General features: G+C 75.1%; 17 protein-coding genes. 13 read left to right on the top strand and 4 right to left on the bottom strand.

The genetic code is table 11. The features are described from left to right. The first annotated feature begins 18 nt into the window (after positions 1-18). From A5643_RS06270 to A5643_RS06280, 3 genes are read left to right on the top strand one after another with little or no spacing between them, the layout of a single operon-like run. A complete protein-coding gene (locus A5643_RS06270) occupies positions 19-1,167 on the top strand; it encodes an 8-amino-7-oxononanoate synthase (protein WP_066853073.1) in 1,149 nt (382 codons plus the stop codon). Further along, the gene (gene bioD / locus A5643_RS06275; RefSeq protein ID WP_066853075.1) at positions 1,164-1,844 is read left to right on the top strand and encodes a dethiobiotin synthase; all 681 of its coding nucleotides are present in this window, start codon (positions 1,164-1,166) and stop codon (positions 1,842-1,844) included. The genes A5643_RS06270 and bioD overlap by 4 nt, the downstream gene beginning before the upstream one ends. Positions 1,845-1,847: 3 nt before the next feature. Next, positions 1,848-2,354: a 2'-5' RNA ligase family protein gene (locus A5643_RS06280; RefSeq protein ID WP_066853077.1), complete on the top strand. Its 507-nt coding sequence runs from the start codon at positions 1,848-1,850 to the stop codon at positions 2,352-2,354. On the opposite strand, the gene A5643_RS06285 is transcribed toward A5643_RS06280, so the two are convergent. Then, positions 2,351-2,947 (bottom strand): TetR/AcrR family transcriptional regulator, encoded by a 597-nt coding sequence (locus A5643_RS06285; protein WP_066853078.1) that lies wholly within the window; start codon positions 2,945-2,947, stop codon positions 2,351-2,353. The genes A5643_RS06280 and A5643_RS06285 overlap by 4 nt on opposite strands. Before the next feature lie 69 nt (positions 2,948-3,016). On the opposite strand from A5643_RS06285, the gene bioB reads away from it, so the two are divergent. From bioB to A5643_RS06300, 3 genes are read left to right on the top strand one after another with little or no spacing between them, the layout of a single operon-like run. After that, positions 3,017-4,018, top strand: coding sequence for a biotin synthase BioB (bioB, locus tag A5643_RS06290; protein WP_066853085.1), 1,002 nt, complete (start codon positions 3,017-3,019; stop codon positions 4,016-4,018). Positions 4,019-4,027: 9 nt separating this feature from the next. Then, on the top strand, positions 4,028-4,255 hold the full coding sequence (gene bsaP, locus A5643_RS06295; RefSeq protein WP_066853087.1) for a biotin synthase auxiliary protein BsaP: 228 nt from the start codon (positions 4,028-4,030) through the stop codon (positions 4,253-4,255). Continuing rightward, on the top strand, positions 4,252-4,872 hold the full coding sequence (locus tag A5643_RS06300) for a DUF2567 domain-containing protein (RefSeq protein WP_066853089.1): 621 nt from the start codon (positions 4,252-4,254) through the stop codon (positions 4,870-4,872). Before bsaP ends, A5643_RS06300 begins: the two co-directional genes overlap by 4 nt. On the opposite strand, the gene A5643_RS06305 is transcribed toward A5643_RS06300, so the two are convergent. Both A5643_RS06305 and A5643_RS06310 read right to left on the bottom strand, forming a co-directional pair. After that, positions 4,823-6,169, bottom strand: a complete 1,347-nt coding sequence (locus A5643_RS06305) for a lipase family protein (RefSeq protein ID WP_082948767.1) — start codon at positions 6,167-6,169, stop codon at positions 4,823-4,825. The genes A5643_RS06300 and A5643_RS06305 overlap by 50 nt on opposite strands. Before the next feature lie 57 nt (positions 6,170-6,226). After that, on the bottom strand, positions 6,227-6,937 hold the full coding sequence (locus A5643_RS06310; protein ID WP_066853093.1) for an NUDIX hydrolase: 711 nt from the start codon (positions 6,935-6,937) through the stop codon (positions 6,227-6,229). 45 nt (positions 6,938-6,982) lie between these two features. On the opposite strand from A5643_RS06310, the gene nadA reads away from it, so the two are divergent. From nadA to nadC, 3 genes are read left to right on the top strand one after another with little or no spacing between them, the layout of a single operon-like run. Beyond that, positions 6,983-8,038: a quinolinate synthase NadA gene (gene nadA / locus A5643_RS06315; RefSeq protein WP_066853094.1), complete on the top strand. Its 1,056-nt coding sequence runs from the start codon at positions 6,983-6,985 to the stop codon at positions 8,036-8,038. Then, positions 8,035-9,603: an L-aspartate oxidase gene (locus tag A5643_RS06320; RefSeq protein WP_066853096.1), complete on the top strand. Its 1,569-nt coding sequence runs from the start codon at positions 8,035-8,037 to the stop codon at positions 9,601-9,603. Before nadA ends, A5643_RS06320 begins: the two co-directional genes overlap by 4 nt. Next, positions 9,603-10,460 (top strand): carboxylating nicotinate-nucleotide diphosphorylase, encoded by an 858-nt coding sequence (gene nadC, locus A5643_RS06325; protein ID WP_066853098.1) that lies wholly within the window; start codon positions 9,603-9,605, stop codon positions 10,458-10,460. The genes A5643_RS06320 and nadC overlap by 1 nt, the downstream gene beginning before the upstream one ends. Before the next feature lie 9 nt (positions 10,461-10,469). Here nadC and A5643_RS06330 read toward each other — a convergent pair whose 3' ends face one another. Next, positions 10,470-10,883, bottom strand: a complete 414-nt coding sequence (locus tag A5643_RS06330; protein WP_066853099.1) for a nitroreductase family deazaflavin-dependent oxidoreductase — start codon at positions 10,881-10,883, stop codon at positions 10,470-10,472. A 136-nt stretch (positions 10,884-11,019) separates the two neighbouring features. Here A5643_RS06330 and hisD point away from each other — a divergent pair, with 136 nt between their 5' ends. Genes hisD through hisH form a run of 4 tightly spaced genes read left to right on the top strand, consistent with a single transcriptional unit; the run spans position 11,020 to position 14,694 of the window. Continuing rightward, the gene (hisD, locus tag A5643_RS06335; protein WP_156628582.1) at positions 11,020-12,333 is read left to right on the top strand and encodes a histidinol dehydrogenase; all 1,314 of its coding nucleotides are present in this window, start codon (positions 11,020-11,022) and stop codon (positions 12,331-12,333) included. Then, a complete protein-coding gene (locus tag A5643_RS06340) occupies positions 12,330-13,466 on the top strand; it encodes a histidinol-phosphate transaminase (protein WP_066853101.1) in 1,137 nt (378 codons plus the stop codon). Before hisD ends, A5643_RS06340 begins: the two co-directional genes overlap by 4 nt. After that, positions 13,463-14,077: an imidazoleglycerol-phosphate dehydratase HisB gene (gene hisB, locus A5643_RS06345; RefSeq protein WP_066853106.1), complete on the top strand. Its 615-nt coding sequence runs from the start codon at positions 13,463-13,465 to the stop codon at positions 14,075-14,077. The genes A5643_RS06340 and hisB overlap by 4 nt, the downstream gene beginning before the upstream one ends. Continuing rightward, positions 14,074-14,694 (top strand): imidazole glycerol phosphate synthase subunit HisH, encoded by a 621-nt coding sequence (gene hisH, locus A5643_RS06350; protein ID WP_231995476.1) that lies wholly within the window; start codon positions 14,074-14,076, stop codon positions 14,692-14,694. Before hisB ends, hisH begins: the two co-directional genes overlap by 4 nt. Positions 14,695-14,698 lie beyond the last annotated feature (4 nt).

The raw sequence follows: 14,698 nt of genomic DNA on the forward strand, positions 1-14,698 counted from the left end.
CCGGCGGAGGAGCATCGGGTGAGGAGCACGGGGGTGTCCCCGCTGGCCTGGCTGGCCGAGGTGGCCCGGGCGCGCCGCGCCGCCGGGCTGCGCCGCACCCTGCGCGCCCGCCCCCCGGCGCCCACCGGGCTGGACCTGGCCTCCAACGACTACCTGGGCCTGGCCACCCATCCCGCCGTCGTCGACGCCGGGGTGGCGGCGCTGCGCACCTGGGGCGCCGGGGCCGGCGGGTCACGGCTGGTCACCGGCACCACCGAGCTGCACGAGGACTTCGAACGCCGGCTCGCCGGTTTCGTCGGCGCCCCCGCCGCGCTGGTGTTCTCCTCCGGCTACGCCGCCAACCTGGGCGCGGTGGTGGCGCTGTCCGGGCCGGGGACGCTGCTGGTCTCCGACGCCGCCTGCCATGCCTCGCTGGTGGACGCCTGCCGGCTGTCCCGGGCGCGGGTGGCGGTCACCCCGCATCGCGACGTCGACACGGTCGCCGCCGCCCTGGCCGCCCGCACCGAGGAGCGCGCGGTGGTCATCACCGAGTCGGTGTTCTCCGCCGACGGGGCGCTGGCCCCGCTGCCCGAGCTGCACGCGGTGTGCCGCAGGCACGGGGCGCTGCTCATCGTCGACGAGGCGCACGGACTGGGGGTGCGCGGCCCCGGCGGGCGCGGCCTGCTCGCCGAGGTGGGCCTGGCCGACGCCCCCGACGTGGTCATCACCGCCACCCTGTCCAAGGCGCTGGGCAGCCAGGGCGGGGCGGTGCTGGGTCCGGTCGCGGTGCGCGAGCACCTCATCGACGCCGCCCGCAGCTTCATCTTCGACACCGCGCTGGCGCCCGCGGCGGTCGGTGCGGCCGACGCCGCGCTGGCGCAGCTGATCGCCCGGCCCGACCTGCCCGCCGCGGTGCTGCGCAACGCCGGACTGCTGGCCGGCTACTGCGCGGTGCCCGACCCGCCGGACGCCGCGGTGGTGTCGGTGATCCTCGGCGACCCCGAGGTGGCGGTGGCGGCCGCGGCCGCCTGCCGGGACGCCGGGGTGCGGGTGGGCTGCTTCCGCCCGCCCACCGTGCCGGCGGGCACCTCCCGGCTGCGGCTGACCGCCCGCGCCTCCCTCACCGACGCCGACCTCGAGCTGGCCCGCCGGGTGCTCACCGACGTGCTGGCCGGTGCCCGCCGGTGAGCCTGTTGTTCGTCACCGGCACCAACACCGGGGTCGGCAAGACGGTGGCCACCGCGGCGCTGGCCTGCCACGCCCGGCTGGCCGGCCTCGACGTGGCGGTGGCCAAGCCGGTGCAGACCGGCACCGCAGCCGGTGACGACGACCTGGCCGAGATCGCCCGGCTGGCCGGCGTCACCGCCCTGGCCGGACTGGCCCGCTACCCACGCCCGCTGGCTCCCGCCGCCGCGGCGGCGCTGGCCGGCGCCGCGCTGCCGTCCCGCGCGGCGGTGGGGGAGTTCCTCACCGCCCTCGACCGGCCCGGGCGGCTGACCCTGGTCGAGGGCGCCGGCGGGCTGCTGGTCGAACTCGCCGCCGGCGGGGTCACCCTCCGGGAGCTGGCCGCCGATCTCGGCGCGCCGGTGCTGGTGGTCACCGGCCCCGAGCTGGGCACCCTCAACCACACCGCCCTGACCCTGGAAGCCCTTGCCGCCCATAATATTTCGTGTGCGGGTCTGGTGCTGGGCAGCTGGCCGGCGCAGCCGGACACGGTGGCCGCGGGCAACCGGGAGGTGCTGGCCGGCTACGCGCCACTGCGCGCGGTGCTGCCCGCCGGGGCCGGCCGGCTGGCGCCCGCCGCGTTCGCCGCCCTCAGCGCGGACGCGTTCGATCCGGCGTGGCCGGCCGGGCTGGTGGGCTAGCCGGTGGCGCACTCGGTCGAGCTGCTCTTCGACCCGGCGACCGAGACGCGGCTGCGGCGGATCTGGGCGGCGCTGCGCGAGGCCGGGCTGGCCGCCCCGCCGGCGTCGGCGCGCCCGCACGTCACCCTCACCGTCGCCGAGCGCATCGACCCGGGCGTCGACGCGGCCCTGGGCGAGGTGGCGGCGCGGCTGCCGCTGCCCGCCCGGGTCGGGGCGCCGGTGCTGTTCGGCCGGGACCGGCTGGTGCTGGTCCGGCTGATCGTGCCCAGCGCCGAACTGCTCGCCGTGCACGCCGCGGTGGACCGGGTGGCCGGCCCGTTTTCGCGGCCCGCGCCGATGCCCACCGCCGCACCCGGGCGCTGGACCGCCCACACCACGCTGGCGCGGCGGGTCCGCCCCGATCAGCTGGCCGCCGCGGTGCCGATCGCGGCCCGGCCGGCCGAGCTGGCCGGCACGTTCACCGGGCTACGCCGCTGGGACGGCGACCGGCGCGTCGAGCACCCGCTCTAGCCGACCGGCACCCGCTGGTGGGCGGCCAGCCCGTCGATCACCAGGTTCAGCCCGAACGCGAACTGCCGGTCGGGGTCGGCGGCCGGGGCGGCCTGCGCGGACAGCGCCGACCCGGCGGCGTCCCACTGCCTGCGGGACTGCTCGTCGACGGTGAAGCCGAGCACGTAGTACAAGACGGTGCGGGCGGCCAACTCGGCGTGCCCGGGGCCGAACCCGGCCTCGGCGGCCGCGCCCGCCAGCCGGGCCACCACCTCGTCGAGCGTGGCGGACTGCCCGGCGGCGTGGCTGGCGGCCACCAGTTCGGCGCCGTCGGTGTGCGACAGCAGCGCGTCGCGCAGCCGCAGGCACAGCCCCTCGATCCGCTCCCGCCAGCCGGGCGCGGCGCCGGCCGCGCGCACCGGGGCCAGCAGCCGGTCGGCGACCGCGCCGAGCAGCTCCTGCTTGTTGGCGAAGTGCCAATACAGCGCGCCCGGAGTCAGCTCCAGGTCGCGGGCCAGCCGGCGCATGGTCAGGTCGGCGATGCCGTAGCGGTCCAGCAGCCCGGCGGCCGCGGCGACGATCTCCGCGCGGGGGTCACGTTTGTGCGGTGGCACATCGCTACCCTAACCTGAACACCGTTCAAGTCGAGCACGATCAAGGGAGCACGGGTGACGCAGGCGGCAATGGACAACTCCGACATCCTGGCGGTGGCCCGCGAGCAGGTGCTCGACCGCGGCGAGGGCCTGAACAAGGACCAGGTGCTCGCGGTGCTGGAACTGCCCGAGGACCGGCTCGACGAACTGCTGGAGCTGGCCCACGAGGTCCGGATGCGCTGGTGCGGCCCGGAGGTCGACGTCGAGGGCATCATCAGCCTCAAAACCGGCGGCTGCCCCGAGGACTGCCACTTCTGCTCGCAGTCGGGGCTGTTCGCCTCCCCGGTGCGCAGCGCCTGGCTGGACATCGACAACCTGGTGGAGTCGGCCAAGCAGACCGCCAAGAGCGGCGCCACCGAGTTCTGCATCGTGGCCGCGGTGCGCGGCCCCGACGAGCGGCTGATGGCCCAGCTGGCCGCCGGCATCGAGGCGATCCGCAGCGAGGTCGACATCCAGATCGCCGCGTCGCTGGGCATGCTCACCCAGGACCAGGTGGACCGGCTCGCCGAGATGGGCGTGCACCGCTACAACCACAACCTGGAGACCGCCCGGTCGCACTTCCCCAACGTGGTCACCACCCACACCTGGGAGGAGCGCTGGCAGACCCTGTCGATGGTGCGCGACGCCGGCATCGAGGTGTGCTGCGGCGGCATCCTGGGCATGGGCGAGACCCTCGAGCAGCGCGCCGAGTTCGCCGTCGAGCTCGCCGAGCTGGCCCCTGACGAGGTGCCGCTGAACTTCCTCAACCCGCGGCCGGGCACCCCGCTGGCCGACGTCGACCTGGTCCCGGTGCCCGAGGCGCTCGCCGCGATCGCCGCGTTCCGGCTGGCGCTGCCGCGCACCATGCTGCGGTTCAGCGGCGGCCGCGAGATCACCCTGGGCGACCTGGGCGCCAAGCGCGGCCTGCTCGGCGGCATCAACGCGGTGATCGTCGGCAACTACCTGACCACCCTGGGCCGCTCCATCGACGACGACCTGGACATGCTCGACGAGCTGCAGATGCCGCTCAAGGCGTTCAACGCCAGCCTGTGATGCACCGTGATGCTCGCTGAGCTGCCCGCCCCGGTCGGCGCCGGGGTCTACAACGTCTACACCGGCGGCCCGGCGGGATCGGCGCTGCCCACCGCCGCCCAACTGGGGCTGGAGCCGCCGCGGTACTGCGCCGAGTGCGGCCGGCGGATGGTCGTGCAGATCCGCCCGGACGGCTGGCGGGCACGCTGCGCGCGGCACGGCGAGGTCGACTCCACCGAGCTGGACCCGCACCGGTGACCGCGCCGCCGCGCATCCCGCGGGCCCGGGCGCTGGCCATCGTGGTCGGCGCGCTGGCCGCGGCCGGGGTGGCGGTCGGCGGGCTGTGGGCCTGGCTGGCCCCGCCGGTGCACGGCGTGGTGGCGTTGGCCCGCAGCGGGGAGCGCATCCACGCCTACCTGGGCAACGAGCACGACCATTTCTTTGACGCGGCGTTCCTGATGCTCGGCATGCTGGTCGTGGTCGCGGTGGTGGCGGCCAGCGCGGTGTGGCAGTGGCGGGCGCATCGCGGCCCGGCCATGGTGGTGGCGTTCTCCCTCGGCACGATCAGCGCCGCGGTGCTGGCCACCGTCGTCGGGGAGGTGCTGGTCGCGCTGCGCTACGGCACCGTCGACGTCGCCGCCGCGCCGGTGACCCCCGACGACCGGATCTGGTATTTCGCCCAGGCGCCCGGGGCGTTCTTCGGGCCGCTGCCGCTGCAGGTGGCGACGACGCTGCTGCTGCCGGCGGCGGCCGGCGCGCTGGCCTACGCGGTCGGGGTGGTCGCCGCGGTGCGCGACGACCTGGACGCCTACCCGCCGGAGCCGGTCACAGCGGCCGCCGGCGAACCAGCCGCCCGGTCAGCAGCTGTGCGCTGACCACCACCAGCCGGGCCATGCCCTGGTAGGTGGCCGGGTTGAACAGGGTCGGCCAGCGGGTGCGGGCGGGGCGCTCGGGGTGCGGCCGCCCGGCGAACCGGTCGCTCAGCCAGCGCAGCGACATCGGCGCCGACAGCGGGTGCAGCAGCAGGTGCTCGCAGAACGCGTCGCGGTGGTAGGTGACGTGCGCGCCGCCGGCCCGGTAGGTGTCGGCGAGGGCGTCGATGTCGGCCACGCCGATGATCGGGTCGTGGACCGCCTGCACCAGCAGCACCGGCGGGGCGGGGGTCTGCACCCCCAACCGGGTGTGGGTGAACACGTGCTGCACCGCGGGCAGGTCCAGCACCTGCTCCAGCGGCCAGTCGACGAAGTCGTCCATGTCGGTGCCGCGCAGCCGCAACAGCGCCCCGATGGTGGTCATCGACTCCAGCGAGCGCAGCAGGTCCCGGCCCGCCTCGGTGGCGTGCTCGTCGATCACCTGGCGCAGGCCCGGGTAGCGGTGGCTCAGCGCGGCGACCACCAGCGCGGGCAGCGCGGCGAACACGGTGCCGTTGAGCCGGCGGAAGGTGTGGCCCAGGTCGCCGACCGGGGAGCCGAGCACCGCGCCGGCGATCTCGAGTTCGGGGGCGTACTGGCCGCACAGCTCGGCGGCCCAGGCGCTGGCCAGCCCGCCGCCGGAGTAGCCCCACAGCCCCAGCGGCGCGTCGGCGGGCAGGGCGAGCCGGTCGCAGGCCAGCGCGGCGCGCAGCCCGTCGAGCACCCGGTAGCCGGGCTCGTAGGGCGAGCCCCACAGCCCGGCCAGGCCCTCGTGGTCGGGGACCGAGACGGTCCAGCCCTCGGCCAGCGCGGCGCCGATCAGCAGGAACTCCAGCTGGGCCAGCGAGCCGAAGGCTTTGGCGCCGCGGCGCAGCGCGTAGGAGGGGAAGCAGCGGGCGGTGATCGCGTCGATCGCGCACTGGTAGGACAGCAGCGGGTGCGCGATCCCGGGGGCCCGGTCGGCGGGGACCAGCACGGTGGTCACCGACGCCTCCGGGTCGCCGTTCATGTCGGTGGTGCGGTACAGCAGCTGGATGGCGGTGACGCGCACCGGGATCAGCCCCAGGAAGGCCGGTTCGGCGTCGCGGCTGCGCAGCACGGTGCCGGGCCGGGCGTGCTCGTAGCCGGCCGGCGGCTGATAGAAGGGGTCGTCGGTGGGCAGCGGCGGCGCGCCCTTGGGGCGCGGGCTGGGCAGCTCCTCGTGCGGCGCCTGCCCGATCCATTGCGGTTGGCCGGCGGTCGCAACGCTGCCCAAGTCCATCAGCTGTCTCCCTTCGCGGCCGGGGTCGGCCAGGAGACATTCTGGCTTAAGAGGACGTTAAGAATCCAGTCGGGTGTCGCCGGGCGGCCGGAACACGGCGAACTCGTCGGTGATGCGCAGTTCGGCGTCGCTGAACCGGTACAGCGCGGCGGGCCGCCCGCCGGCCCGCCCGGACTGGGCGGTGGTGCCGGTGCGGCTGAGCACCTTGCGCCGGGTCAGCACCCGCTGCAGGTTGGTGGCGTCGACCTGGTAGCCCAGCGCCGCCTCGTAGACGTCGCGCAGCGTGGAGACCGCGAATTCGGTTGGCGCCAAAGCGAACGCGATGTTGGTGTAGGACATCTTGGCCACCAGCCGGGTGCGGGCGTGGGCGACCATCGGGCCGTGGTCGAACGCCATCCGCGGCAGGTCGGCCACCGGGTGCCAGCGGGTGTCCGACGGCAGTTCGGGGGTGGCGGGAGAGGGCACCAGCCCCAGGAAGGTGGCGGCGACGGTGCGCGGCCCGGGCATCCGGGCGGGGTCGGAGAACACCGCGAGCTGCTCCAGGTGGGCCAGTTGCCGCAGGTCGACCTTCTCGGCCAGCTGGCGGCGCACCGAGGTGGTCAGGTCCTCGTCGTCGCGCAGCCGCCCACCCGGCAGCGACCAGGCGCCCCGGGCCGGTTCGCGGGCCCGCTGCCACAGCAGCACGCTGAGCTGCGGGTTCGCCGTCTCCAGGTCGCGAACCTGGAACACGACGGCGAGCACTTCGTGGCGAGTGTTACCATAAACCATGTTTTCGATTGTAAGTCGAAAACCTCTCCGGCGGAAGGAACGGCGATGACGATCCTCAATCGCACCGAGACGGTCACCGCGGCCGAGAGCCTCGCGGCGCAGATCGTCGACACCCCGACCGGCTACGGCGGTGTCGAACCCGACCAACGCTGGGCCGACGCGGTCCGGGCGCTGGCCGAGGCGCGCAACGCCACCATCCTGGCGCACAACTACCAGCTGCCGGCGATCCAGGACATCGCCGACCACGTGGGGGACTCGCTGGCGCTGGCCCGCGCGGCGGCCGCCGCCGGCGAGGACACCATCGTGTTCTGCGGCGTGCACTTCATGGCCGAGACCGCCAAGATCCTCAGCCCGGACAAGACCGTGCTCATCCCCGACCAGCGGGCGGGCTGCTCGCTGGCCGACTCCATCACCGCCGAGGACCTGGCGGCCTGGAAGGCCGAGCACCCCGGGGCGGTCGTGGTGTCCTACGTCAACACCACCGCCGCGGTCAAGGCGCTCACCGACTACTGCTGCACCTCCTCCAACGCGGTGGACGTGGTCAACGCCATCGGCCCGGACCGGGAGGTGCTGTTCTGCCCCGACCAGTTCCTCGGCGCCCACGTGCGGCGCCTCACCGGCCGCAAGAACATGCACGTGTGGGCCGGGGAGTGCCACGTGCACGCCGGCATCAACGGCGACGAGCTGACCGCGCAGACCCGCAGCAACCCCGACGCCGAACTGTTCGTCCACCCCGAGTGCGGTTGCGCCACCTCGGCGCTGTACCTGGCCGGGGCGGGCGCGGTGCCCGAGGAGCGGGTCAAGATCCTGTCCACCGGCGGCATGCTCGAGGCCGCCCGGTCCACCGGCGCCAAACAGGTGCTGGTGGCCACCGAGGTCGGCATGCTCTACCAGCTGCGCAACGCCGCCCCCGACGTCGACTTCCGGGCGGTCAACGAGAAGGCCTCCTGCAAGTTCATGAAGATGATCACCCCGGCGGCGCTGCTGCGCTGCCTGCTCGAGGGCGCCGACGAGGTCGACGTCGACCCGGTCACCCGGGAGGCCGCCCTGGGCTCGGTGCAGCGGATGGTCGCGATCGGCCAGCCCGGCGGCGGCGAATGACGCTGCGCCCGGCCTGGCGGCAGCGCGTCGACGTCGCGGTCGTCGGCACCGGGGTGGCCGGGCTGGCGGCCGGGCTGGCGGCGCACCGCGCCGGTGCCCGGGTGGTGGTGCTCAGCAAGGCCGGCAGCGGCCCGGAGGCCACCGCGACCCGCTACGCGCAGGGCGGCATCGCGGTGGTGGTGCCCGACGCCGACGACTCGGTGGCCGCCCACGTCGCCGACACCCTGGCCGCCGGCGCCGGACTGTGCGACCCCGAGGCGGTGCACTCGATCGTCGCCGACGGCTACCGGGCGGTGGCCGCCCTGGTCGCCGACGGGGCCCGGTTCGACGCCGCCGCCAGCGGCGGCTGGTCGCTGACCCGGGAGGGCGGGCACTCGCGGCGCCGCGTCGTGCACGCCGGCGGCGACGCCACCGGCGCCGAGGTGCAGCGCGCCCTGGACGCCGCGGCGGCCGGGCTGGCGGTCCGCACCGGCCACCTGGTCGTGGAGGTGCTGCACGACACCGCCGTCACCGGGGTGCAGGTGCTCACCGCCGACGGCATCGGGGTGATCGAGGCACCGTCGGTCATCCTGGCCACCGGCGGGCTCGGCCAGCTCTACCGCGCCACCACCAACCCGGCGGTGTCCACCGCCGACGGCATCGCGCTGGCGCTGACCGCCGGGGTCGCGGTCACCGACCTGGAGTTCATCCAGTTCCACCCGACCATGCTGTTCGGCGGGCCCGGCGGCGCGCGACGCCCGCTGGTCACCGAGGCCATCCGCGGCGAAGGCGCCCGGCTGGTCGACGCACGCGGCGACGCGATCACCGACGGGGTGCACCCAATGGGCGATCTGGCCCCCCGCGACGTGGTGGCCGCCGCCATCGACGCCCGGATGACGGCCACCGGTGCGCCGTGCGTCTACCTGGACGCCCGCCACCTGCCCGACGTCGCCCGGCGGTTCCCGACCGTCACCGCGGCCTGCCGCGCCATCGGCGTCGACCCGGCCCGCCAACCCATCCCGGTGGTGCCCGGCGCGCACTACAGCTGCGGCGGAGTGCGCACCGACGTGACCGGCCGCACCGCCCTGCCCGGGCTGTTCGCCGCCGGGGAGGTCGCCCGCACCGGCATGCACGGCGCCAACCGGCTGGCCTCCAACAGCCTGCTGGAGGGCCTGGTGGTCGGGGAGCGCGCCGGCCGCGCAGCCGCCGCGCACGCCCGCAGCGCCGGCGGGGCGCACGCGGTCTGGCTGGAACCGCCGCACCGGCGGGTGCTGCCCCGCGCCGCACTGCAGCAGGCGATGGCCCGGGACGCCGCGGTGGTCCGCGACGCCGCGGGCCTGGACCGGCTGGCCGCCGTCCTGGCCGCCGCGGAGACCCGGCCGGTGCGCAGCCGCGCCGACGTCGAGGACAGTGCGCTGACCCTGGCCGCCGGCGCGGTCGCCGCCGCGGCCGCCGCCCGCACCGAGAGCCGCGGCTGCCACCACCGCCGCGACCACCCCGGGACCGACCCGGACCGGGCCGCCAGCATCGACATCCACGCGCCCGGCCCGCGGGTCGGCGCCGCGACGACGGTGGCGGTGGCGTGATGGCGCTGACCGAACCCGAGTACGCCGAGGCCCGCGCGGTCATCGGCCGCGCCCTCGACGAGGACCTGCGCTACGGCCCGGACATCACCACGCTGGCCACCGTGCCCGAGGGGGCGATGGCGACCGCGTCGCTGGTCACCCGCGCGCCGGGCGTGATCGCCGGGGTGGACCTGGCGCTGCTGGTGCTGCACGAGGTGCTCGGCCCGGAGGGCTTCCGCATCATCGACCGCAGCGAGGACGGCGCCCGGGTCGACGCCGGGGCGGCGCTGCTGACCGTGGAGGCGCTGACGCTGGGCCTGCTCACCGCCGAACGCACCCTGCTCAACCTGGTGTGTCACCTGTCCGGGATCGCCACCGCCACCGCGGCCTGGGTGGACGCGGTGGACGGCACCAAGGCCCGCATCCGCGACACCCGCAAGACCCTGCCCGGGCTGCGCGCCCTGCAGAAGTACGCGGTGCGGGTCGGCGGCGGCGTCAACCACCGGATGGGGCTCGGCGACGCCGCGCTGATCAAGGACAACCACGTGGCGGCCGCCGGCTCGGTGGTGGCCGCGCTGCGCGCCGTCCGGACCACCGCCCCCGACCTGCCGTGCGAGGTGGAGGTGGACTCCCTCGACCAGCTCGACGAGGTGCTCGCCGAGGACGTGGAGCTGGTGCTGCTGGACAACTTCCCGGTCTGGCAGACCCAGATCGCGGTGCAGCGCCGCGACGCCCGCGCCCCGCGGGTGCTGCTGGAGTCCTCCGGCGGGCTGGAGCTGGCCACCGCCGCGGAGTACGCCGCCACCGGCGTGGACTACCTGGCCGTCGGGGCGCTCACCCATTCGGTGCGGGTGCTCGACATCGGCCTGGACATGTGAGCTCGGGGCTCAGCCGCTGACGTCGGCGACCAGCACGGCCGCGCGGCGGAGCTGCAGCCGCACCGCCCACGGCAGGCCCTCGCCGTCCGCGCCGGCCGGGATGATGCGCGGGCTGGTCAGGCGCAGCTCGCGGCGGAACAGCTGGACGTCGGCCTCCCCGGCGGCCAGCACATTCTTGACCCAGTCGGCCTTGCCGTGGCCGAGCACGATCGCCATCAGGTCACCCGTGCGGTAGGTGGTGACCACCGTCTCGTAGGGCTTGCCGGACTTGCGGCCGCGGTGCTTGATGACCGCGGTGCCCGGCAGATACCGCGCCACCGGTTTCACCACCGGGTTCATGTACTTCATCTGCCAGCGGTCCAGCCAGGCCGGGAACACCACCGGTATCCCCGGCACGCTTTTCGGGTGGTTCTTCGTCGACACGGCGGGCTCCGTTCATGATCGGGCGGTGGCCTCACCCTACCGCCCGCGGGTGGCCGGGCGCCCCGCGACGAAAACTCGGTTGAGCTGCTCTGGGACAATGGGGGACGTGACCGAGTCCCCGCCGCCGCCCGTCCAGATGGCCCGCGTCGACCTGCGCGGGCAGCAGCTGTCGCCGGCCCGGCTGCGCGGCGTGCTGCCGCGCGGCGGCGTCGACGTCGACGCGGTGCTGCCGCGGGTCCGGCCCATCGTCGAGGCGGTCGCCGAGCGGGGCGCCGCCGCCGCCCTGGACTTCGGGGCCGACTTCGACGGGGTGCGCCCGCCGGCCGTGCGGGTACCCGCGGCGGCGCTGACCGAGGCGCTCGACCGACTCGACCCGGCGGTGCGCGCGGCGCTGGAGCTGGCCATCGAGCGGGCCCGCGCGGTACACGCCGACCAGCGCCGCACCGATGTCACCACCACGCTCGGGCCGGGCGCCACCGTCACCGAACGCTGGGTGCCGGTGCAGCGGGTGGGCCTGTACGTGCCCGGCGGGGCCGCGGTCTACCCGTCCAGCGTGGTGATGAACGTGGTGCCCGCCCAGCTCGCCGGCGTCGAGTCGCTGGTGGTGGCCAGCCCGCCGCAGGCTGGATTTGACGGCCTGCCGCACCCGACGGTGCTGGCCGCGGCCGCGCTGCTCGGGGTGACCGAGGTGTGGGCGGTCGGCGGCGCGCAGGCGGTGGCGCTGCTGGCCTACGGCGGCACCGACACCGACGACACCGAGCTGGCCCCGGTCGACATGATCACCGGGCCGGGCAACATCTACGTCACCGCCGCCAAGCGGCTCTGCCGCTCCCGGGTGGGCATCGACGCCGAGGCCGGCCCGACCGAGATCGCCATCCTGGCCGACGACACCGCCGACCCGGCGCTGGTCGCCGCCGACCTGATCAGCCAGGGCGAGCACGACGAGATGGCCGCGGGCGTGCTGGTCACCGCGAGCACCGCGCTGGCCGACGCGGTGGACGCCGAGCTGTACACGCAGCTGCGCACCACCGTGCACGCCGCCCGGGTCAGCGCCGCACTGACCGGAGCGCAGTCGGCGATCGTGCTGGTCGACGACCTCGACGCCGGGATCGCGGTGGTCAACGCCTACGCCGCCGAGCACCTGGAGATCCAGACCGCCGACGCCGCCGCCGTGGCCGGCCGGATCCGTTCGGCGGGAGCGATTTTCGTCGGCCCGTACGCGCCGGTCTCACTGGGCGACTACTGCGCCGGCTCCAACCACGTGCTACCCACGGCCGGGTCGGCCCGCCACGCCAGCGGCCTGTCGGTGCAGACCTTCCTGCGCGGCATCCACGTCGTGGACTACGACGAGGCCGCCCTCAAGGAGGTGAGCGGCGCGGTGCTGGCCCTGGCGAACGCCGAGGACCTGCCCGCCCACGGCGAGGCGGTGCGGCGGAGGTTCCAGCCGTGACCGGGTCGCGTATCAGCCTCGACGACCTGCCGCTGCGCGGCGACCTGCGCGGCAAAACCCCCTATGGCGCACCGCAACTCGACGTCCCGGTGCGGCTGAACACCAACGAGAACCCGCACCCGCCGAGCCGCGCGCTGGTCGACGACGTCGCCGCCTCGGTGCGCGCCGTCGCCGCCGAGCTGCACCGCTACCCCGACCGTGACGCGGTGGCGCTGCGCACCGACCTGGCCGCCTACCTGGTCACCCAGACCGGCGTGCCGCTGACGGCGGCGAACGTCTGGGCGGCCAACGGCTCCAACGAGATCCTGCAGCAACTGCTGCAGGCGTTCGGCGGGCCGGGCCGCAGCGCGATCGGGTTCGTGCCGTCGTACTCGATGCACCCGATCATCTCCGACGCCACCCAGACCGAGTGGCTCGAGGCGCGCCGGGCCGCCGACTTCGGCCTCGACATCGACGTCGCGGTCGCCGCGATCGAACGGCGCCGCCCCAACGTGGTCTTCTTGGCCAGCCCGAACAACCCTTCGGGGCAGAGCGTCACCGCCGCGGAGTTGGGCCGGCTGCTCGACGCCGCGCCCGGGGTGGTCATCGTCGACGAGGCCTACGGCGAGTTCTCCGCCGCCCCCAGCGCCGCCGCGCTCATCGAGCGCTACCCGGCCAAGCTGATCGTCACCCGCACCATGAGCAAGGCGTTCGCGTTCGCCGGTGGGCGGCTGGGCTACCTGGTCGCCGACCCGGCCGTGATCGACGCGATGCTGCTGGTGCGGTTGCCCTATCACCTCTCCGCACTCACCCAGGCGGCCGCCCGGGCCGCGCTGCGGCACGCCGAGGACACCCTGGCCGGCGTCGCCACCCTGATCGCCGAGCGGGAGCGGGTCGCCGCCGCACTGAGCGGCATGGGCTTGCGGGTGATCCCCAGCGACGCCAACTTCGTGCTGTTCGGCGAGTTCGCCGACGCCCCGGCCACCTGGCAGCACTACCTCGACGCCGGCATCCTGATCCGCGACGTGGGCATTCCGGGCTATCTGCGCGCCACCATCGGGCTGGCCGACGAGAACGACGCGCTGCTGGCCGCCAGCCGACACCTGGCGGCCACCGACCTGATCCCGGCCGTAACCGTGAAGGAGCCGTCATGACCGACCCGCGCCGCGCCCGGGTGGAACGCAAGACCCGCGAGTCGGAGATCGCCGTCGAACTGGACCTCGACGGGACCGGCGCGGTGCAGATCGACACCGGCATCCCGTTCTTCGACCACATGCTCACCGCGCTGGGCAGCCACGCCAGCTTCGACCTGACCGTGCGCGCCACCGGCGACGTCGACATCGAGGCCCACCACACCGTGGAGGACACCGCGATCGTGCTCGGCCAGGCGCTGGGGCAGGCGCTGGGGGACAAGAAGGGGATCCGCCGGTTCGGCGACGCGTTCATCCCGATGGACGAGACCCTCGTGCACGCGGCCGTCGACGTCTCCGGCCGGCCCTACTGCGTGCACACCGGCGAACCGGACCACCTGCTGCACACCACGATCGCGGGCAGCGCGGTGCCCTATCACACCGTGATCAACCGGCACGTGTTCGAAACCCTGGCCGGCAACGCCCGCATCGCGCTGCACGTGCGGGTGCTCTACGGGCGCGACCCGCACCACATCACCGAGGCGGAGTACAAGGCGGTCGCGCGGGCGCTGCGCGAGGCGGTGGAGCCCGACCCGCGGGTGCGCGGGGTGCCGTCCACCAAAGGCGCCCTGTGACCGGACCCGCGGTGGTGGTGCTCGACTACGGGTCGGGCAACCTGCGCTCGGCGCAGCGCGCCCTGGAACGTGCCGGCGCCCGGGTCAGCGTGACCGCCGACGCGGCGGCGGCCCAAGCCGCCGACGGGCTGGTGGTGCCCGGCGTCGGCGCGTTCGCGACCTGCATGGCCGGGCTGGTGGCGATCGGCGGCGACCGGATCATCGCCGACCGGCTGACGCTGGGCCGGCCGGTGCTGGGGGTCTGCGTGGGCATGCAGATCCTGTTCGCCCGCGGGGTCGAGTTCGGAGCGGAGACCGCCGGTTGCGGGCACTGGCCCGGCGCGGTGACCCGGCTGGACGCGCCGGTCATCCCGCACATGGGCTGGAACACCGTCGACGCCGCCCCCGACAGCGCGCTGCTGCGCGGCATCCCGGCGGGCACCCGGTTCTACTTCGTGCACTCCTACGCCGCGCAGAGTTGGGCGGGCGCACCGGGGGCGCGGGTGAGCTGGACCACCCACCACAACCGGTTCCTGGCCGCGGTGGAGGACGGGCCGCTGGCGGCCACCCAGTTCCACCCGGAGAAGAGCGGCGACGCCGGGGCGCGACTGCTGCGCAACTGGGTCGACGGGCTGTGAGTTA

Source organism: Mycobacterium sp. 1274756.6 (assembly GCF_001668625.1).
In the GTDB taxonomy this organism is placed as follows: domain Bacteria; phylum Actinomycetota; class Actinomycetes; order Mycobacteriales; family Mycobacteriaceae; genus Mycobacterium.